Here is a 21,928-nt window from a genome sequence, read left to right on the forward strand (position 1 = left end):
ATTTATTTTTTCCCTCTCTGCCCGCTATCCCGCTAAACCCCGCCCCTGCTGAACCGGAATGCAAAAGTAACACTTATTTGTCGGAGGGCAAGACAAGAAACCAGAATTAACCCCCGCAACCAGCTAACAACATGAAGCTCAACAGGAAAATATTTATACATCCCCGCACAATCAGACACCAACCTGGCCAAGCCCCCGCATGCTCTTCGAAATAAACTATCCCAAAAGACCTTTCGTTCCTGTTGCTAAACTTCTTTTAGGCATACCCTAAGCTGTCTCACTCTTCTCTTTATTTCTTGCAGCACTATCTGCATACTCCTGCAAGTAACTATAGCGCGGAGTTAAACTGCCGCCCTTCGCAATGGTACCTCTTTCCAGCACGCCCTCTGCATCTCCGTTAAATAGATGCGGTAGCACATTGTCTATCAGGTGGCGGCCAAAGTCGCGGGAGGCATTGCGTGGCAGCTCGCAGGGCAGGTTATCAACTGCCATTACTGTGATGTTGCCCTGGCGGCTGTAGGCTGGCTCTAATTTTCCAGTGTGTGGGTTGTAGTCATAAGCTGGCTCCGTAATAGTAGCGGATCGCTTGGTAACAGGTATGGAACCACAAATATCGCAGGTAATATCGGCAATGGTGTTTATTTTGAAATCCGGCGCCAGGGTTTCCGCTTCGGTAAATAATTGAGGCGCACTTGGGTGCCAGTAGGCACAGGCCAGTAATAGATCTGTCACGCGGGTAAATTTGCGGAAGGTACTCTTATATAAGTGTGGATGGGTGTAAAAATCCGGCGAGTCCCATACTTCTACATCGGGGCGGGTGTTGTAATCGCCGGAGTGCAATTGGGCATACACCGGTTCGGTAAACTGCTTGTAGAGGTAATCGAACACGCTCACTTTCCTGATTCCCATTTTGTCGAGCACCTCCATTGCGCCATTGGCTACACGCCCTCCGCCTGTAACAGCAATTTTAATGGGCGGCAGCTTTACCTTAAAATACTCTTCCTGCATGTCTTCCATCTCGTGGCACAGGTAAGCCGGCTTCAAATCGAACAGGCCATGCTTTTTGCCATAGGTCAGGATACCGTTGTAAGCGCCCACAATGCCGGCATAGCGGCCAAAAGCTACTACCCGCTGGCCCTGTGGCGTAGTCAGGGTTTCATAATCTATCAAAGTGATGCGCTTGTCAAGTATAGCGCGGAGCAGCTTAGCATTATGCGGCTGCTTTTTTATAGTATGAGAAAAGAAGAAATACGTTTTATCCGGGATGAGCTGCTCTACCGGCACCTCCTTCACGCCCATCAATATATCGCAATCGCCAAGGTCTGGCTGCAGCGGAATGTGCAGTTCGGCATACTCGGCATCAGAAAAACAGCGGATATCGCTTGGTTGCACCGCCAGTTCCAGTTCCGGAAAGGCCTGTAGTGCCTCCACGCATTTTTTGGGCGTAAGCGGCACCCGTTTATCCACAGGCGTTTTTCCTTCCTTGATGATTCCGATTTTAAGTTTGTGCATCCGGGCCTTTTCTTGAATTGTTAGACAAACAGATTTGTTACGTATAAATGTCAGATATAAAGGGGGTCCAGCAGCAAAGCGCGCTATTACTATTTATAGTATAAGCTCTCCTGTAAGTATAGGCGGCTAAACCTTAACTATTTAAATCCAAGCCTCAATATAATAAAGATTTACGCTTACTTTTGCAGAATTATGGAGCACGGCAGTATTGCACTGGTTCCAGATGCACATAAACGCTAAAAATTTCCTATCCATACATCGTTGTTATGATTTTTAAAACCAAACCTGCCGACATGTTCAAGGAGCGCCACAATGGCCCCGACAAAGAGCAGATGCAGGATATGCTGAAAACCATCGGGGCAGCCTCGCTGGACCAATTAATTGAAGAAACCGTACCGGCCGCCATCCGGCTAAAAAAACCACTGAACCTGCCCGAGGCTCTTTCCGAAAAAGATTTCCTGAACAAGTTTGGGCAGATAGCCAGGCAGAACAAAGTATACAAATCGTACATTGGGCTTGGCTATAACGACACCATTCTGCCGCCGGTTATACTGCGGAACATTATGGAAAACCCGGGCTGGTATACTGCTTATACTCCTTACCAGGCTGAAATTGCGCAGGGCCGCCTGGAGGCGCTGATCAATTACCAGACCATGGTGATGGATCTGACAGGTATGGAAATAGCCAACGCATCATTGCTGGACGAAGGTACCGCTGCTGCGGAGGCCATGGCTATGTTCTGGAACCAGCGCAAAGGTGCCCGCAAAAATGCAACCCGCTTTTTTGTGTCGGAACAGCTGCTGCCCCAAACCATCGATATCCTGAAAACCCGCGCCACACCCATAGGCATTGAGTTGGTTGTCGGCGATCACCGCGAGGCGAACCTGGAAGACGAAACGCTGTTTGGTGCTATTGTACAGTATCCGGCTGCCGATGGCGCCATTTTCGACTATACCGATTTTATCAGCAAAGCGCATGCTAACGATATGTTTGTGGCTGTGGCTGCTGATATTTTGTCGCTTACTTTGCTAACGCCTCCGGGCGAGATGGGCGCTGATGCCGTGGTAGGCACTACGCAGCGCTTTGGCGTGCCGATGGGCTTTGGTGGCCCGCATGCGGGTTACTTTGCTACAAAAGATGCTTTCAAGCGTGTGATTCCGGGCCGCATCATTGGTATTTCTGTGGATGCTGCAGGAAACCGCGCTTACCGTATGGCCCTGCAAACGCGTGAGCAGCACATCCGCCGCGAAAAAGCTACTTCTAACATTTGTACAGCGCAGGTTTTACTGGCGGTAATGGCAGGTATGTACGCGGTTTACCACGGCCCGCGCCGCCTGAAGTATATCGGCCTGAATACACATGCGCTGGCGCAACAGTTGAACAAGGGCCTGCAGGCGCTTGGCTTTGCGCAGCAGAACGAGCAGTATTTTGATACGCTGAAAGTGGTGGTGGAAAGCACTGACATGCAGCAGGCCATCCGGACAGAGGCAGAAGCTGCCGGCATCAATTTCCGCTATTTTAACGGCACCAGCATTGGCATCTCCCTGAACCAGAATACTGAGCTGCAGGATGTGAAAAATATACTGGCCGTGTTCGCGAAAGTAGCAGGCAAATCAGCCGATGTATTAAGTATAAACGAGCTTCCGGAAGAAACGGAAATAACATGGGCTGACAACCTGATCCGCCAGAGCCTATACTTACAGCACGAGGTGTTTAACCAGCATCACTCCGAACTCGAGATTCTGCGCTACATGAAGCACCTCGAGAACAAGGATATTTCCCTGGTGCACTCTATGATACCGCTTGGCTCCTGCACCATGAAGCTGAACGCCACAGCCGAGATGATTCCGGTAACCTGGCCTGAAATCGGGCAGCTGCATCCTTTTGCTCCTGCGGATCAGACACAAGGCTATCAGCAGATTTTTGCTGACCTGGAAAGCTGGCTGTGCGAGATAACGGGCTTTGATGCCATGTCGCTGCAACCAAATTCCGGTGCGCAGGGCGAGTATGCCGGCCTGATGGTGATCCGTGCTTACCACGAGTCGCGCGGCGAAGGACACCGCAACATTGCCCTGATTCCGTCTTCGGCGCATGGCACCAACCCGGCATCGGCCGTGATGGCAGGTATGAAAGTGGTGATTGTGAAGTGCGATGAAAAAGGAAACATTGATGTAGCCGACCTGCGCGCCAAAGCGGAGCAGTACAAAGATAACCTGTCGTGCCTGATGGTAACTTACCCGTCTACGCACGGCGTATATGAGGAGAGCATCATCGAAATCTGTCAGCTTATACATGAAAACGGCGGCCGCGTATACATGGACGGCGCCAACATGAACGCCCAGGTGGGACTTACTTCTCCGGCCAACATTGGCGCAGACGTTTGCCACCTGAACCTGCATAAAACCTTCTGCATTCCGCATGGCGGCGGCGGTCCCGGCGTGGGCCCTATTGGGGTGGTGAAGGATCTCGCACCCTTCCTGCCTGGCCACGCCGTGGTGAAAACCGGCGGTGACAAAGCCATACATGCTATTTCCGCGGCTCCCTGGGGTTCTGCTTCTATCCTGCCTATTTCGTATGCTTATATTGCGATGATGGGTGGTGAGGGTTTGACGGAAGCGACCAAAGTGGCGATTCTGAACGCCAACTATATTAAATCGCGGCTGGAGCAGCATTACCCGGTATTGTATGTTGGTAAAAACGGCCGTTGTGCCCACGAGATGATCCTGGACTGCCGCGGCTTTAAGAAAGCAGGTATAGAGGTTGAGGACATCGCCAAGCGCCTGATGGACTATGGCTTCCATGCACCAACAGTATCATTCCCGGTGGCAGGCACGCTGATGGTAGAGCCTACAGAATCAGAAGCACAGGAAGAACTGGACAGGTTCTGCGATGTGATGATTTCTATTCGCGAAGAAATACGTGAGGTGGAAGAAGGCAAGGCAGATCAGAAAAACAATGTGCTGAAGAACGCGCCGCATACACAGAAAGCCGTAATAGTGGCAGATTGGAACAGGCCCTACAGCCGTGAAAAAGCCGCGTTCCCGATGAGCTACCTGCGCGACAACAAAGTATGGCCAACCGTGAGTCGCATCGACAGCGCTTACGGCGACCGCAACCTAATTTGCTCCTGCGCGCCTACAGAAGCTTATAATGAGAATGGCAATGAAATGGTAGCGGTAGGATAAACCTTTGATTAATCGTGATTTACATGACTTACAGGATGCCAGAAGTATAAATAAAAAGTATACATTCTGGAAATGCTAAGTAGACAGAATTAAGTATAAGTATAAAAAGGCAAAAGCAAGTATAACTATCTGGTTCATAAGGCATCCCATACTTTAGGTCTTTCGTCCTTTGTCATACTTTCTTTTGTCTTTATACTTAGTATTGTACGGCACCAGCTTAAAAAGCAGCAGTCCGGCACTTGTTGTGTTTCGGTATACCTGATGGATTTTACCTCCTATACTTAACTTGAAAATCGCAATGGGAATAAGAAAGTAACCTGAACTACACGAATATATGTTATAACTAATCTTATTAATCTCGATTAAGCAACAGTTTTTTGGTTTTGGCTTGATAATTGGCTACTTTTAGATAAGTGCGGGTAACCCGACAGGATTTGCTATTCAATCACTTTCAGCAACTTATACTTTCCATGGCTTATGGTACCGGAAAGCGGGCGACCCCATCTTTTAAATTTATCTTTTAACCCAATCCTAAAACCAAACTATGGGACTAATAAAGAAAGGGACTATTGCAGCTGCATTCATTGTGGCATCCATGTCTTATGTACCTGCGGCTTACGCTCAGCAGGCGTCAGCCTCTCCAACAGGAAGCCAGCAGACCTCGAGTAAATTTTCTGACGATGAACTGAAGAAGTTTATTGAGGCAAACACTGAGGTTACTGAAATACAGCAAGCAAACCGGCAGGCTGTGGTAGCCGCCATTGAAGAGCAGAATTTAACGCTGGATAGGTTTAATGAGTTAGTGAAAGCCCACCGGCAGCAAAAGCTGGAAGAAGTAGCCGCTAACCCGGAAGAGATTTCCGCCTTCAGTGAGGCTGCGCAGAGCGTCGCTAAACTGCAACCCGAGACAAAGGAAAAAGTAAAGCAGGCCATAGAAAAAACAGGCCTGACAGCAGACAAGTATAAAAAAATTATGCAGGCCTATGAGAACAATGCTGCTGTTCAGGCTAAGATAGCAAAACTGGTGAACCAGTAACAACAACTCCCTTCATCCAAAAAAGCAAAGGCTCCGGGTAATTTTCCCGGAGCCTTTGCTTTTAAATCCGCCCTATTCTAGCTATTATTCTGCTGCCGCTCCTTAACCTTACAGTGCGCACCCAGAACAAGAACCCTTTTATACTTATACCCCTGGCCGGTTGTTGTGCCGTATACGTAGCTAAACGATTTAACACAACAAAAGCCACATGCCGCTATCCCGCTATACTTTACCAACCCTGCTACTATTAAGCCTGCTGCTCTTTGGCGGTTGCGCCCGCATCATTGATGTGCAGAGCGCTTACGATCCCGACATACAATTTAAACATTACCAGACTTTTGCCTGGTACCAGGCCGAAGTGCCCCGGCAACCCGTAGGCGTCGGTCCCAACTTCAACCCCTTGCTGGATATGCGCATCAAAGAAGCCATCGCCAGCGAGTTGGTAAAAGAAGGTATTACGCCTGCTATCAGCAACCCCGGTTTGCTGGTTGCCTATGATATTGCCGTTGATCCGAAACTGGCACCTGCTGCGATAGGCGACGATGTGGGTCCTGGCTTTGCGTATGGCTACAGCTATTGGTACGGCTATCGTTACCGCTACGACTTCTCGGATATTCCGGACTATAAATCCATAGACAAGTATAGCCCCGGCACCCTTGTAATTGATTTGATAGATGCCAGCACCAACGAACTGGTATGGCGTAGCGCAGCGACAGCAAACTTAAACCCTACCCAAATCGAGGAGACACGCATAAACGTAATTGTGGCCAATATCATGTCGCAATACCCGCCTGTACCAGATTCGGTTTACTAAATTATAGCTTATACTTCAGAGAAAGACCGCCGTAGTAGTTGCGGTTGGGGGCGGGCTGGTAGTAACGGCCGCCAAAGGCATTCAGGTCATTGCCCAGGCTATACTTCTCATCCGTCAGATTATCCACACCGCCAAATATTTCCAGCACCAGTTGCTTTGGCAGTTGTTTCCGCCAGCCGGCGCGGACTCCCATTACCAGGTAGCTGTCAGCAAAAACGGTGTTCTCGTCCGTCAGCGGAATCTCATCTGCATAACTGGCGGTCAGGTTTAAGTATAACCCAGGCTTGGTTGCAGCATCCAATGCAAGCGTAGCAGTGTTTGGCGCTACACCGGTCAGTTTATTTCCTGATAAATCGGTATCGTCTTTCTGATAATCTTTAAAACGGAAGTGGCTGTAAGTATAACTGCCCCATACTTTCAGCAGGTTTATTGGCAGTGCCGGATCATTTATAAAGGTATAGCCGAGGCTGGTTTCGAGGCCTGCCTGGCTGGTAGCGCCCACATTCCGGAACACGGCCACGCCCGATACATCCTGGCGGCTCACAATCGTTTCCTTCAGCCGGAAATAAAATCCTACCACATCAAAGCTAAGTTTGCCATGCCCGGCAAAACCACGGATGCCGGCTTCATAATTAGTACCTTTCTCGGCCTCCAATGCGGTGTTCAGGCTACCATCAGAAGGCAGAATTTCTTCCTCGGTAGGTGGCGAAAAACCGGAACTTACGCTGGCATGTACTGAAATCTGGCGGGTAATGCGCTTAAGCAGCGCGAGGCGGGGCGAGAGCACCGTTTTAAAATCACGGGTGTATTCATACTGTCCGCCGCTGGCAGCCTGCCGCAGCCGCGTAATTTTATACTGTGCATCGTTCAAGCTAAGCGCGGCTGTGGCGATAATGCCAGCGGGAAGTTCTACCTCTGCCTGTGCAAACACAAAGCCCGCTTTCGAAATCACCTCATCGTCGGTGCGGAGGCTGTCGGGCGTGCCGCCCTTGTTATCATAGGTGCGCGCTGTCTGGAAACCCCGCTGAAACTCTCCGCCGAAAGTATAGGTAGCGGCCATACTTCCGATATGGCTGTTATACACCAAGCTGCTGCGCCCGCCCAGTTCCTGATTAGTGTTCCGCTCGTAATCAGTGTTAAAAGGATTGTCTTTGAAGCGGTGCAAACCATACAGCGATGTTGTATTTTGCCAGCTATTGTTAAACCTGTATTCCTGCTTCAGGCCGATGTTAATGCCATCCTGCCGGATAGAGGCATGCTGCGCAACGCTGCCAAACAAACCGCCCCTTGCCTGCCGCGGGTTCTGCACGTATTGCTCCTGCGTGAGGCCGCCCGGCAACTCATAGTATAAATCGGAGTAGATGAAGTTGGCGGCAATTGTTCTTTTCTCCGAAGTATAAAACTCAGAAGACAGCAGCAGCACCTGCCGGTCCACCGCCGACTGCTCCCGGTAGCCATCGTACTGCTGCCGCGTGTACTGCACCAGCAGGTTCGCTTTGTCGGAGCCGGAGCTATAGGAAGCCACATAGTGCCGGAATCCGTAAGAGCCGGTAGTTGCATTTACCTGTAGCTCTTGCCCGTCCGTCGCACGCTTTGGTTCCAGCAGAATCGTTCCGCCCGTGCCTGCGCCATACACGCTGGCCGTGGGACCTTTCAGGATTTCGATATTGCCGATGTTGGCGGCATCCAGCAGGTTGAGCGCCGTAGTGCCGTTGGCTTCTGTGAGCGGAATGCCGTTGAAGTATAGCTTGATGTTGCGGATGCCGTAGGGCGATCGGAGCGTGCTGCCGCGGATAGAAAGGCGATAGCTGGCGGGGGCTCGTTCGTCCATGCGCACACCCGGTACCGTGTTGACGGCCCGCACGATAGAGCTTTCGTTAAACCTGTTCAGCACTTCGCTGCCGATTACGCTGATAGCGCCGGCTGTTTGCAGCAGTGGCCGGTTGGTTTCGTAGCCCTGTACTTTTACCTCCTGCAAGGTTGCCGCCTGTGGCCGGAGCAAAGTTTGCTGCAGCCCCTGTTGCCTGAGGTCGGTAATCGTATCTGGCGCAAACCCCAGGTATGATATCAGCAGAAAAGCAGTGTTTTCCGGCACTGTGATAGTATAACCACCATCTGGGGCTGTGAGCACCTGTGCGCCGGTGTTTGCCGTTACCGAAGCGCCTTCCAGCGGCTGCTGGTTACGGGCATTTAGCACCTCACCTTTTACGGTAATTTGTGCCAATAGCAGTTGCGGCATCCCCAGCAGTAACAGTATAAGCAGGAAGATATAGAAGGGTGTTGTTTTCATAAGTAGCGGGCGACGCTTTCTGAACGCAACACCTGCGGCCAGGGTTGGCCATACTTCCCAACCTGGGCAGCTAAATTGCCTGATGTTCCTGGCGTCCGCATCGAAAGCATTAACATCCAGCTTCTTTGTTAGCTCCGACCTCCCAGCGTGCACAGCTCTGCGAAGCCGGAGCTATACTTATACTATGTCCGCTTGCTCTTCGTATTGCTTGCCAAAGCGGTCAGTAGCTATCACTTTCAGCTTCTTTACCTCCGGGCCAAAGTGAGCGACAAAGAGGTGGTCTGTTTTATTAGGCTCTGCAAAGGCCCGTTGCCTGGGTAGTTTGTCTCCTTTGTATAAAGCGACAGCCACTGGGTCAAAACCCTTTGTATTCTGCAGATTGCCCATGTATTTTTCATCTGCCCACCATTCTACCTTCCATTCCGGGCCCCAGTTCCATACATTAGCCACCATACGGTTCTGATTCGTTAATTGCTCCACATGGATGCTCACCTGATAGTTTTTATCCAGGCCTGTGGGTTTGTAATACCATTTTAAGTCAGTGCCGTCTACTTCGTAAACGCCATAGCCTCTGGGCGTACCGTCACCGCAGATAGGGCCTGTCCACCAGGCGCCGCAAACGGCGCCGTGGTTATGCTCATAAATGCCGTCTTTAATTACATTCCGGTTGTAGTGCGTGTGCCCGGACATAATATGTGCTTTATATCCCTCTAACAAGGCATATAACGCTGCATTGTTTTTTACGCCGTTATGCACAGGAATATGCAGGCACACAATAACTAAATTATTTTTGGGAACATACGCGAGGTCCTGCTTTAGCCAGTCTAATTGCTGCTGTGCAATATACCCGTCATACTTCCTGTCTTCGCCGAGGTAACGCACGTCATCCAAAACCACGTAATGCACTTTGCCGCGGTTAAATGAATAATGAGTAGGGCCATACAAGCTTTCAAAGGTATCATCCGAAACCTCATCCCCACCTTTGTTGTAATCCATGTCGTGGTTGCCCAGCGCCTGAAAGAAAGGGATGTTCATTTCTGCTACTGCTTGGTTGTAGCGGTCGAAAAGGGAATGATTGTCCCACACAATATCACCCACCGTAACACCATGAATCAGGGCTCCTGCGCCAAAGGATCGGACAAGCTGCTGTACATCCGGTACGGACTGCGTAAGCATCTGCTCGACATCATTTTCATTCTTTACCTGCGGATCGGCCCAGATAATAAAGTTGTGCTTTGTGTCATCTGTCTGTAAGGCCGTCAGTTCAAAATTATACTGCTGCCTGCCGGTTTTGGTTATAGGATGATAATGCCTGGCTATTCCTTTTTCGTCAGGGAAAGCATACCCCGATGGCGTAGACAGGAAAACAAACTTCGCCTGCTTGTTGAGAGGAAGTTTATACTTTCCTCTCGCATTCGTCTGTACCACGCTGTACCCGTCTGATACGGTTACATTGGCAAGTGCTTTGCCCTGGGCAGTTACGCGTCCTTTAAGCTTTGTTGTAGCTACATTTGCCTGAGCAGTAGCATGGTTATCCGGCAGTAACAAGCCTCCCGTTAGCAGCAAGAGGCTTTGGAGGAAAGGCCTTCTCTTCATCTGTATAATTTAAGTAGAGTTTAAGATGTATAAATCTGAAGCACGGGCTTTCAGAATGCTAATGAATGGAAGAACAACGTTTAATTTATCTACCTATACATAGATTTATCAGGCAGCGGATATCCATACTTATCTGAATCCGATGTGCAGGCGAGGTTGCATTCCCCGCCTGAGTTTAGCGCTCTGGAATATTAATAATTAGGATTTTGCTCCAGGTTCGGGTTCAGATCTGTTTCAGTTAATGGAATAGGCCAGAGATAATCCCTTGCCGGATTAAAAGTTCTCACTTCAATCTGGCTACCGTTATAGGTGTATATGGGTGCATTTAATACATCCTCGGCAGTTTTCCAGCGGCGGATATCATTATAATAATATCCTTCGCCCGCAAATTCAATCCTGCGTTCATGCCGGATAATTTCTCTCAATTCTTCCTGGGTATGCGGAGGGACTATTTCAGGCATATTAACACTTGGGCGCTGCCTTACTTTATTCAGAGCATCATACACAGCAGGAGATGGGCCAGAAAACTCATTCATCGCTTCGGCATACATCAATAAAACATCGGCGTAGCGCAGAATAATGTAATTCGTTTCAGACTGACCGGATTTAAGGTCAGACATGCCGGCAGGTGCAGGACCCTCGTCATAAATCGTATATTTTTGCATACCGAAGCCCGTTACAGCGAAACGATCTTCGTCAACCACCTGCTCCATTAATGTATCGCCCGGATAAAAGATAGTTGCATATAAACGCGGATCACGGTTGGCATAAGGCTCCTCCTCGTTATATCCCGAAAGAGGATCCGAAGCGGGCAGGCCATTTTTCATATCATAAGCCTGTGCCAGCCCAAGCAGCGGTGCATTGGTATTATACTGCTTCCCAATCAGGTCAAAAGAAGTACCAAGCCCTGGGAAGATATACTGTACGTCGAAAATCACCTCTTTATTATTCTCATTCTGGGGCATAAATAATTCGCGGTAATCATCATATAATCCATAGCCGGCTTCAGACAGGTCCATTACCGCTTTCGCAGCATCGGCCGCAGCTTGCCATTTCGTTATATCATTTGAGGGATTAAATAAAGGGCTGGCCTCGTATAACAAAACCCGCGCTTTTAATGCCAGGGCAGCGCCTTTAGTTGCCCGTCCTACATTACCGCCGCTATAGTTTAGTGGCAGCACCAATGCGGCACTGTCTAAATCCTGTATAATCTGTGCCACTACTTCTTCGCGCGGTGTGCGGGACAGGTCTGATTGCGTATCGGGGTTAGGCTCATCTAAAATAAGGGGCACACCACCGTAATAATTCTCCAGCATAAAATAATACAGGCCGCGTAGAAAATGAGCTTCGCCTTTCATCCTGGTTTTAATATCCTCACTCATCTCAACCCTGTCCACATTTGCCAGAAAGGTGTTGCAACGGCCTATACCTACATAGCTGTCGTGCCAGCGCTGGGCAATGATCCCGCCGTTGCTGGACTGCTGGCGGCCTTCGGCAATCAGATTAAAGCCCATCGCGTTGCTGTAGTTATAGGCATTTGGTGTTGCGGTTTCTTCCCAGAGGGGAGTTGCATCGCCGCCAAACAAGCCATCCGCAGTAAGCGGGTTGTAGCACCCTGACAGTGCGGCCTCCACGGCTGCTTCCGACTCCCAGAAATTCCCTTCATTATACTTGTCAGTTGGCTGTGTTTCCAGCAGCTCTTCTTCACAGCCGCCCGCACCCAGGAGCACGACAAGCAGCCCGGTTATAATTGCTATATTTTTCATATTGCCTTTTCTTAAGAAGTTAAAACGTAACATTGAAACCTGCACTAACAGTTTTTAACATCGGATAATGGTATATTGTGCTTGCATTAACGATCGACTCCGGATCAAACCCTTCATACTTAGAGAAGGTAAGGATATTTTGTGCATTAAGGTATACCGATGCCCCGCTGATTTTTACCTGAGACAGCCATTTGGCAGGCAGTGCATAGCTTAACTGGATATTTTTCATCCTTAAATAAGAACCGTCCTGCAGCCAGAAATCAGAAGCTACATAATTATCGTCATCCACATCGCTTGGTGTAACTTGTGGAAGCGGGGCATCCGGCCGCTCCGGTGTCCAGGAATCGGTCACCCATTCCCAGGTAGCATTTGCTCCGTTGTTGAATGGGAAAGCCAGGTTTGCTGTAGGATAAACCTTCAATCCGGTTACTCCCTGAAATAAAGCATTTAAGGTAAATCCCTTGTATCCCAAATCGAGGCCAAACCCGAAAGTATACTTAGGGATTTGGGTTGAGGTAGATATAATTACCCGGTCATCACTCGTAATTTTATTATCTCCGTTTACATCACGGTATTTTAAATCGCCTGCTGTAGTAGTAGCACTTTGAAAAGGGCTGCTTGCTACTTCATCAGCACTTTGAAAAATACCGATAGCATCATATATAAAGTATGAATTTACCGGATAACCCGCCTGCGTGATGGTAGAAAGATTGGTATCAAAGCCGTATAAAATCTCGCCGTTTAAATCCACTACTTCATTCTTGTTATAGGAAACATTTCCATTAACAGCGTAGCTGAAGTCGCCAATATCATTTTGGTAGCCTAAAACGAGCTCAAAACCCGTATTCCGCATGGCCCCGATGTTCCTGTTCGGCCCGCCAAGCCCGCCAACCTGATCGGGAATATTGACGGCACGAAGAATATCGGTTGTATACTTCTTATATACATCTGCGCTAAAGCTGATCCTGTTATTTAGCAGATAGGCATCCAAACCCAGATCATAGGCAGTGGTGGTTTCCCAGGAAATATTCGGATCGCTGTAAGCCGTTGCCGCGGCCCCGGAAGCTAATACGCCGCCAAAACTATAATCCTGCCCCAGGTTAATTGAATTTTCATAGCTATACAACGGTACGGCCTGGTTTCCCAACTCGCCATAAGAGGCCCGCAGTTTTAGCAGGTCAAATACATTTGTCAGGTGGAAGAATGGTTCTTTATCAATACGCCACCCGGCAGACACTGCAGGGAAAAAGCCCCAGCGATTTCCTGTTGCAAAGCGGGATGACCCATCATATCGGAATGTTCCTTCCAACAGGTATTTTCCTTTAAAGTCGTAATTTATCCTGCCGAAATAAGATATCAGGACGTCTTCATTAGAACTGCCGCTGATGTAACCTTCATAAGGAAGAGAACCTGCACTTATGGCAGTAAGCGTTCCATCAAGATAGCCGTATGATCCGCTGGAGAAAGAAATATCATCATAATTATCATAGCTGCCTCCGAGCATTATACTTACATTATGCTTCTCTGCAAAAGTTTTATCCCAGTTCAGGGTATGGTAAAAATGAAGGTTCAGCTCATTATAATCAATTGCTCTGGAACGGGGGGCAGTAGATGGGCTGTTCCAGTTGGTTGCCTTCTCTGTTTTAGGATTGTAATGCTTTACCTGCGGAGTAAAATTCTGTAAAAGGCCATCATATTTATCAGCTCCCAACTTTGCATGATAGGAAATGTCAAAAGGCAGCTGATAATCTGCAAACACAGTAGTCAGAAAGCGGTTTACCGTCTTTTTGCTGTAACCGGTTTCAAGGATCATCCGCGGGTTTTCCCAGTTGTTCCGGCCTGGTGTACGCAGCCAGGAATCACCATACCGTCCGTCTGCCAGGGTATCGGTAAGAATTGGCAATGTCCGGCTCAAATAACTCCAGATACTGTTATAGTAAGGTTCGTTGTAGTGGCGGTAATAGCCATCTAATGTTAAGCCTACTTTTAGCCGTTCGCTCACATTCATGCTGGCATTAAGCCCCAGCGAATATTTCTTTTCCTGATCATTGGGGCCAATGAGAATGCCTTTCCGATCTAAATAACCCAATGAAACCCGGTATTGGTATTTATCAGTACTCCCGGAAACACTAATATCATGTTTTTGTATCGTGCCATTGTCAAGGGCGATATCAAACCAGTTGCTTGCAGGATAAGTAAACGGATCAGTTTTCATTCCCTGCTCATATTCGGCAATTTCCGCATCAGAATAGTCATGCACCTTGCCAATATTTTCCAGCGCCTGGTTCTTCAGGTGCATATAGGCAATCGGATCCCAGATCGCATCAGGCATAACCGTAGGATTTTGAATACCTGTATAAAAGCTATAGTTTACTTTAGGTTTGCCGTTGCCCTTTTTTGTTGTTACCAGGATAACTCCATTAGCCGCACGTGATCCATAAATAGCGGCAGATGCATCTTTAAGTACAGATACACTTTCAATATCAGCAGGATTTAATTCATCCATGGAGTATTCAATACCGTCGACCAGGACTAAAGGATTGTTATTATTTAAGGTTCCCATTCCACGTATGCGGATGGTTGAGCGGTCGACACCGGGTTGGCTGTTGCCCAGATTAACAAACAGGCCGGGTGTTCCATGCAACGCATTACTTACGTTGGTAAGTGGCTGCCCTTCCTTCTCAGACATCTCTACTGTACTTATTGCACCCGTAAGGTTTACCTTTTTCTGTGTTCCGTAACCGACAACAACCACTTCATTTAAGCTCTGCGTATTTTCCTGCATCACAATCTGAAGGGTTGTCTGGTTGTCAACAGGAACTTCCTGCGTGATAAACCCAAGATAGGAAACCACCAATACCGCATTATCCGCTATACCGGACAAGGTAAAATTACCATCCGCATCTGTTGTAACGGCCTGGTTCGTGTCTTTAACCCTAACAGAAGCGCCGGGAAGCGGTTCGCCGTTCTCGTCGACAACTTTTCCTTTAACAGCCACATTTTCACTCTGAAGAACTGCTGCGGGGTGAGGGGCGCCCAATGTATGGGTAACTAAACCGGGACCTGAAAAAATAAGGCATGAGCAGAGTAACAAGCCTTTCCCAAGGCTGTACCTGCATTTTTCGGGAAATAGTAAACACTTCTTCATGTATGGTAAGGCTTAAGTGGTTATGCAAGGTTGATGTAAGTTTCGTTTTTCCTTATTCCAGGTAAGGGCAGTGAAGAAGATAGAGAGTACACAGGCCGCCACAAGCATGATAAAGCCGTTGCTGTTCAAAAGAGTGCATACCTTCAGGGTTATCTTAAGTAAGCGGACAAGAAAAACTACATACTCTCAATCCATCATCAAGTATAAATTGCTGGTTATCAAAGCATAGCAAGTATAAAAGTCTGTGGTTTATGTTCTGCATGCTATAACCGGCTAAACAGATTCGGGTAGTCGGTGATAATGCCGTCCACTCCCATTGCTTTGAGCTCCTTCATTTCTTCCAGCGTATTCACTGTCCAGGGGACGAACTTTATACCTTGCTCATGACACTTTTCTATCAAACTACTTGTGGCTAACTTGTAAGCAGGGCTATAAATCTGGGGAGCAAACCCGATTTTCCGGATGTTGTCTTCAAAGGAAGCTTTGTTATCAGATGTTAGAAAACCGATTACGACCTGCGGGTATTGCCTGTGTACTTCCTGTATCTGCCGGACATCGAATGACTGGATGTAGAACCTGTTATCCAGCTGCTTTTTGTTTACAACATCCATCACCAGCCTGATCAGCTCCTGCGGTTCAGGCTGATACACGCCGTCGTACTCAGGGTTGGCTTTTATTTCTATGTTATAAATAACATCAGGCAAACCCTTCGCGGCAGTATATTGCTCTACCGAATCAATCAGTTCGCCCAGCAAAGGAATATAAGCCGGCATCTTCTTTTGCTCCGGAAAGCTGCTGTAGTATTTAGAGCCTACATCAAACCTGCGGATGTCGGCATAGTCCATCTGGTGGAGAATGTAGCGCCTGGCGTCCTCTTCCGGGATTTCCCCGCCGTCAGGCAGCAGCGCGAAGTTGCGGTTTATGTAAGGATCGTGGGCAACCATCACCTGCCCATCTTTGCTGATTTGTACATCCATCTCCAGCACATTGGCGCCTACGTCCACGGCCTTTTTCATGGCAGGTATCGTGTTTTCAGGCATCAGCCCCCTGGTTCCGCGGTGACCTTCTTTATAGAAATCCGGAAAGTGCTCCTTCATCGCCGTAGCCGGCGACTGTACCCTGCAACCTGAAAACAAGGCTGCTACCAAACAGATCAGTAAAAAGGATTTCGCTGAATAAAACTTCTTCATAGTACAATTAGTTTATTTAGTCTCGCTGCAAAAGTAGACCAGCCAGTTTAAGCCATCTTTACCGCATTGTTATGTTACAGTTAGGTATAAAGCCAAAGCGTTAAATGGAAGCGATTCCGCTGGATAAAGCTTTTCCATAGTATAAATCAGGCTTTGAGCAGTAAGTACAGAAGCGCCGCCAGGCCAGCACCCAGAACAGGGCCTATTACAGGAACCCAGGCATACTTCCAATCGCTGTGGCACTTGTTCTTCATGGGCAAAAGCGTATGAATAATCCTGGGACCCAGGTCACGGGCCGGGTTAATAGCATACCCCGTGGTGCCGCCCAGCGACAGGCCAATGGCCCAAACCAGGAAAGCAACAGGGATAGCGCCCAGCGACCCCATGCCGATAGGAGTTTTTTCATCTCCCATCTCAGGCCCAGTAAAATAAAAGATCACGAATATCAGTACAAAAGTGCCCAGTATTTCGCTGAACAAGTTCGAGAAAGGGTGCCGGATGGCAGGCCCGGTGCTGAACGTCGCCAACTGTAACAGCGGATTGTCGGTAATATCAAGATGGGGCTTGTAGAGCAGCCAGACCAGAAAGGCACCCAGCATGGCTCCCAACAGTTGCGCTATAATAAACAGCCCGACCTGATCCCAAGCGAACTTACCAGCGATGGCCAAACCCAGCGTTACAGCCGGATTTAAGTGGGCGCCACTATAAGGAGCAGCAATAACTACCCCGGCAAAAACTGACAGCGCCCAGCCGGTGGTAATCACGATCCAACCGCTATCATGTCCTTTCGTGCCTTTCAGAACAACATTTGCCACTACGCCATTGCCTAGCAGTATCAAAAACATAGTACCTATCAGTTCGGCCGTAAATGCTGTCATGTTTAATCGGTTATACTATAAAATAATTCGGGTCGCGTTATACAATGTATAATAGGGAATCAGATGTAAAAGAGGCATACAACGAGTCTCTGTTCCTGTTGAAGCTACAACTCTCCCTCATCGAGAGCCATAATTCCTTATACCCAGGCTTTAGTAGCTCTCACAGCCCGGTGCCACCCTTCAATCAGGCCATCCTTCTGTAATGAAGTATCCGGTTCAAAACTGCGACCGGTTTGCCATTGCTGCTGGATTTCCTCTATGCTGTCCCAGTATCCTGTAGCCAGGCCTGCCAGGTAGGCCGATCCAATAGCCGTTACCTCCGTTACCCTGGATTTTACTACACGAGTTCCCAGAATATCTGCCTGAAACTGCATCAGCAGGTCGTTCTCGGTGGCGCCGCCATCAACCCGCAGTTCTTTAATCCTGATTTTAGCATCGGCTTCCATTGCCTGTAACACTTCCAGCGTTTGGTAGGCAATACTTTCCAGGGCTGCCCGGGCAATATGGGCAGAAGTAGTGCCTCGGGTCATTCCCACCATCGTGCCGCGGGCGTGTTGGTTCCAGTGCGGAGCGCCCAGGCCGGCAAATGCCGGAACGAGGTAAACGCCGTCACTGCTTTCCACTTTCTGTGCCAGTTGCTCGACATCGGCGGAGGAGGAGATTACCCCCAACCCATCCCGCAGCCACTGCACCACGGCGCCAGCTATAAAAATGCTTCCTTCCAGGGCATAATGCACCTGATCTTTAATCTTCCAAGCAACGGTAGTTACCAGTTTATGACTGGAGAGGATCGGCTTTTCCCCAATGTTCATGAGCATGAAGCACCCGGTTCCGTAAGTGTTTTTTACCATACCGGGTTTGGTGCACATTTGCCCGAACAAAGCTGCCTGCTGGTCACCGGCAATGCCGGCAATGGGAATCCGCTTTGCAAAAAGGGAACTGGAGGTTTCCCCCACTATTTCACTTGAGGATTTTACCTCGGGCAGCATATTTGCCGGAATTTCAAACAGTTCCAGGAGTTCCTCATCCCACGACAAAGTATTTATATTAAAGAGCAGTGTGCGGGAGGCATTGGTAACGTCCGTTACATGCACTTTGCCGCCAGTCATGTTCCAGATGAGCCAGGAGTCGATGGTGCCGAAAACCAGTTTTCCGGCCTCTGCCTTCTCTCTGGCGCCAGCCACATTTTTAAGGATCCATCTCACCTTGGTAGCTGAAAAGTAGGCGTCTATCACCAAGCCGGTTTTTTCTCTAATCATGCCTTCCAGCCCTTGCTCTTTCAGGCTGTCGCAGTAATCTGCGGTGCGGCGATCCTGCCAAACGATAGCGTTATAGATTACCTCGCCCGTCTGCCGGTCCCATACCACAGTGGTTTCGCGCTGGTTGGTTATACCGATGGCCTCTATGTCTTGTGCGTGTAGCCCCGCCTTAAGTATGGCTTCCGCAGCCACTCCTACCTGCGTAGACCATATTTCCTTGGCGTTATGTTCTACCCAGCCAGGCTTTGGATAGATTTGCGTGAACTCTTTCTGAGAAACTGAGATCAAGGCGCCTTTCTTATCGAAAATAATAGCGCGGGAACTGGTAGTCCCCTGATCGAAAGCAAGAATATATTTTGACATAGATATTAATTTATATGCTTTGAGATCGTTTTGTTGCTGTACTCAATACAAGGCATAGCTAGTGTAGATTGTCCTTGGTGCCATTCATCAACAATAAAAAACATAACTATCTACCTGTTATAATTACTATTCAGCTTAAAGTGCCCACTGTTGGCCAAACTCTTTGTACCATTTAGAGCAATGTTTCTTCTAAATCAAAGACCCTAATTATGTATTGTTGTTACCGGCACATAGGGTGCAAGCAAATAGCGATTCGCTAAGGTGGTAAAAGCGTTTACCTGCTTTTTTTGCCATACTTCATCAAACCCGAGTGCCGCCGCCATAACAACCGCAACTTTAGGCGCCATCTCAATAGCAGCTTTGGCATCCAGAAAAAGAATTCGTAATCTTCTTGCCAGCACATCCTCCACCGTTCTGGCCATCTCGTTTTGCACCGCCCATACCACCTCGGCTTCAATGTCAGGAAATTTCCCGTGCAACCGTTCCCCTAACGCAGGATTACTGTTTAACAGGCTCCTTATTGCTGGCGCATCGCTTCCATAAATACTTAGGTGATCAGACGTACTACCATGCGCTGCATAGCCATGTATTTTTATTCCTGCCGTAGGGCAGGGCACGGCGGGCAGCTTCCCTACTTTGATAGCTTCATCCACGGTGTCTTCTGCCATTTTGCGGTAAGTTGTCCATTTGCCTCCTGTTATGGTGATCAGCCCGGATGAGGTTACCATCAGCTTATGGCTTCGGGAAATCTCCTTCGTGCTGCCTGTATCCTTTCCTGATGCCGCCAATGGGCGAAGTCCGGCAAAAACACTCAGCACATCGAGGCGCGTGGGTTTTCGGCTCAGATACCGCCCGGCAGTTTCCAGAATAAAAGCAATTTCCTCTTCCAGGGCGGTAGGTTCCAGGCTGTGGCTGTTCAGAGGCGTATCTGTTGTTCCGACCAGGACATGCTGGTGCCATGGAACGGCAAACAACACCCGCCCGTCCGGTGTTTTGGGTATCATCAGGGCAGCACCTCCTCCCAGAAAAGAACTGTCCAGCACAACATGCACTCCCTGGCTGGGCTGTATCAACGGTTCCTGCGCAGGCGAATCCATCTGCAACACCTCGTCTACAAATACGCCTGTGGCATTAACCACCACTTTAGCCTGTAGCTGGTATTCCCGGCCGCTCTCCAAATCCTGGGCCTTTACCCCGGCTACTTTTCCTTTCTCATCTTTTAACAGATCCTGAACCTTAGTATAATTAAGCACAACACCGCCTTGTTCGGCGCATGTCTGGGCTATGTTCACGGCTAATCTGGCGTCATCGAACTGACCATCGTAGTATTCTATTCCGCCCTGCAGCCCTTTTTGCTCAATAGTAGGCAGCAACTTCACCACTTCGCTTTTGGAAAGAAAAGTTGTTTTCTGAAATCTGTGACGGCCAGCCATCCAATCGTATACCTTCAGTCCAACTCCGTAAAGCAGCTTGTCCCAGCGGGTATAACTGGGAATGACGAAAGGCTGCACTTTTACCAGGTGTGGCGCATTTTGCAGCAAAAGGCCTCTCTCATGCAAAGCCTCATACACAAGGCTGACATTTCCCTGAGCCAGGTACCGTACGCCTCCATGCACCAATTTGGTGCTCCGGCTGGAAGTACCTTTGGCAAAGTCCGACTGCTCCAGCAACAGGGTTTTAAAACCCCTTGAAGCCGCATCCAAAGCAACCCCCAGTCCGGTAGCGCCGCCGCCAATTACTATCATATCCCAGATGGATTGTGATTCTTCTACTTCCTGCATAAACTGTTGGCGGTCAAACCAGCTTCTATTTGCTTCTACTTTCTTCGGGCGCATTACACATGTTTACGTTTTGTTGTTATAAACTAAAATAATAAAATTGATAATAACAAAAAGAAACATATAAATTTTTTCTTTTATAGCATGAAAAGTAAATCTGATTTCCTATTGACAATCATCATTTAGCTTTGCACTTTTACTAAGTGCAAATACGAAAGTCTCTTTTTTACAAGAAATATTACTGAATTACATTTATGATTAACACAATTGAGAGGCATCAATACATTATAAACAAACTCCAGCAGGAGGGGCAGGTGAATGTGCTATATTTATGCAACGAACTGGATGTTTCGTCTGTAACTATACGAAAGGATTTGAAGCTACTGGAAGATAAAGGTTTGCTTTTTCGGACGCATGGTGGCGCAACCTTGCATAATCCCTATACTATAGATCGTTCCATTAATGAGAAAGAAAAAATTCATTCTACAGAAAAGATGCACATTGGCGCTGCAGCGGCCAAGATGTTACAGCCCAATGATTCTATTCTGATCGCCTCAGGCACTACCGTGCTGGCGCTGGCTAAAAGTATACAGGCCCAGGAAAACTTAACAGTTATTACCTCTGCTCTTCCTGTTGCTATGGAACTGATCCGGTATCCGGAAATCGAAGTGCTTCAATTAGGGGGCGTATTAAGGAAAAGTTCGTCATCCGTTACCGGGCCTCATGCCGAAAGAAGTTTAGCTGACTTTTCTTGTAGTAAGCTGTTTTTAGGGGTAGATGGAATAGATATTGAGTTCGGTTTAACGACCACGAATGTAATGGAGGCGCACCTTAACCGCCAGATGATTATGATCTCCCAAAAAACCATTGTGTTGGCGGATTCTACCAAATTCGGAAAAAGAGGATTCGGCAGAATCTGCGGGTTTGAAGACATTGACCAGATAATCACCGATAAAGGTGTGTCGGATTACAACGTAAAAGCATTGGAAGGCATAGGCGTAAAAGTAACCATTGTATAACGACTGTACTTTAACGCACATTTATACTATATACTTTATACTTAGAACTGCCAGGGAATGCTCTGTTCCGCACCAACTCCTTGCAAGCCGTACA

At 48.3% G+C, this 21,928-nt stretch carries 13 protein-coding genes; 4 read left to right on the forward strand and 9 right to left on the reverse strand.

Translation table 11 applies throughout. The features are described from left to right. Positions 1-267: 267 nt before the first annotated feature. Positions 268-1,512 carry an NAD(P)-dependent oxidoreductase gene (locus tag I2I11_RS19245; protein WP_196269385.1) on the reverse strand — a complete coding sequence of 415 codons (1,245 nt, stop codon included), beginning with the start codon at positions 1,510-1,512 and terminating at the stop codon, positions 268-270. Positions 1,513-1,778: 266 nt separating this feature from the next. Between I2I11_RS19245 and gcvP the strand changes: the two genes are divergently transcribed. From gcvP to I2I11_RS19260, 3 genes are all read left to right on the forward strand, one after another. Further along, positions 1,779-4,697 (forward strand): aminomethyl-transferring glycine dehydrogenase, encoded by a 2,919-nt coding sequence (gene gcvP, locus I2I11_RS19250; protein WP_196269386.1) that lies wholly within the window; start codon positions 1,779-1,781, stop codon positions 4,695-4,697. Between the two features lie 544 nt (positions 4,698-5,241). Beyond that, positions 5,242-5,733 carry a DUF4168 domain-containing protein gene (locus tag I2I11_RS19255; RefSeq protein WP_196269387.1) on the forward strand — a complete coding sequence of 164 codons (492 nt, stop codon included), beginning with the start codon at positions 5,242-5,244 and terminating at the stop codon, positions 5,731-5,733. 208 nt (positions 5,734-5,941) lie between these two features. Continuing rightward, positions 5,942-6,547, forward strand: coding sequence for a DUF4136 domain-containing protein (locus I2I11_RS19260; protein WP_196269388.1), 606 nt, complete (start codon positions 5,942-5,944; stop codon positions 6,545-6,547). A gap of 1 nt (position 6,548) precedes the next feature. On the opposite strand, the gene I2I11_RS19265 is transcribed toward I2I11_RS19260, so the two are convergent. The 8 genes from I2I11_RS19265 to I2I11_RS19300 form a co-directional block, all read right to left on the reverse strand. Continuing rightward, on the reverse strand, positions 6,549-8,837 hold the full coding sequence (locus I2I11_RS19265) for a TonB-dependent receptor domain-containing protein (protein ID WP_230680446.1): 2,289 nt from the start codon (positions 8,835-8,837) through the stop codon (positions 6,549-6,551). A 177-nt stretch (positions 8,838-9,014) separates the two neighbouring features. Further along, positions 9,015-10,433, reverse strand: a complete 1,419-nt coding sequence (locus I2I11_RS19270) for a calcineurin-like phosphoesterase C-terminal domain-containing protein (protein WP_196269389.1) — start codon at positions 10,431-10,433, stop codon at positions 9,015-9,017. A 191-nt stretch (positions 10,434-10,624) separates the two neighbouring features. Continuing rightward, positions 10,625-12,199 carry a RagB/SusD family nutrient uptake outer membrane protein gene (locus tag I2I11_RS19275; RefSeq protein ID WP_196269390.1) on the reverse strand — a complete coding sequence of 525 codons (1,575 nt, stop codon included), beginning with the start codon at positions 12,197-12,199 and terminating at the stop codon, positions 10,625-10,627. Between the two features lie 19 nt (positions 12,200-12,218). Next, positions 12,219-15,197 carry a SusC/RagA family TonB-linked outer membrane protein gene (locus tag I2I11_RS19280; protein WP_370583020.1) on the reverse strand — a complete coding sequence of 993 codons (2,979 nt, stop codon included), beginning with the start codon at positions 15,195-15,197 and terminating at the stop codon, positions 12,219-12,221. Between the two features lie 413 nt (positions 15,198-15,610). Then, a complete protein-coding gene (locus tag I2I11_RS19285; protein WP_230680448.1) occupies positions 15,611-16,537 on the reverse strand; it encodes a glycerophosphodiester phosphodiesterase family protein in 927 nt (308 codons plus the stop codon). Between the two features lie 146 nt (positions 16,538-16,683). Continuing rightward, on the reverse strand, positions 16,684-17,415 hold the full coding sequence (locus I2I11_RS19290; protein WP_196269392.1) for an MIP/aquaporin family protein: 732 nt from the start codon (positions 17,413-17,415) through the stop codon (positions 16,684-16,686). A gap of 137 nt (positions 17,416-17,552) precedes the next feature. Further along, on the reverse strand, positions 17,553-19,037 hold the full coding sequence (gene glpK, locus I2I11_RS19295; protein WP_196269393.1) for a glycerol kinase GlpK: 1,485 nt from the start codon (positions 19,035-19,037) through the stop codon (positions 17,553-17,555). 203 nt (positions 19,038-19,240) lie between these two features. Beyond that, complete coding sequence (locus I2I11_RS19300) at positions 19,241-20,872, reverse strand: glycerol-3-phosphate dehydrogenase/oxidase (RefSeq protein ID WP_230680450.1); 1,632 nt, start codon at positions 20,870-20,872, stop codon at positions 19,241-19,243. A gap of 197 nt (positions 20,873-21,069) precedes the next feature. Between I2I11_RS19300 and I2I11_RS19305 the strand changes: the two genes are divergently transcribed. Then, positions 21,070-21,834, forward strand: coding sequence for a DeoR/GlpR family DNA-binding transcription regulator (locus I2I11_RS19305; RefSeq protein WP_196269394.1), 765 nt, complete (start codon positions 21,070-21,072; stop codon positions 21,832-21,834). Positions 21,835-21,928 lie beyond the last annotated feature (94 nt).

Source organism: Pontibacter rufus, from assembly GCF_015694705.1.
Taxonomy (GTDB): domain Bacteria; phylum Bacteroidota; class Bacteroidia; order Cytophagales; family Hymenobacteraceae; genus Pontibacter; species Pontibacter rufus.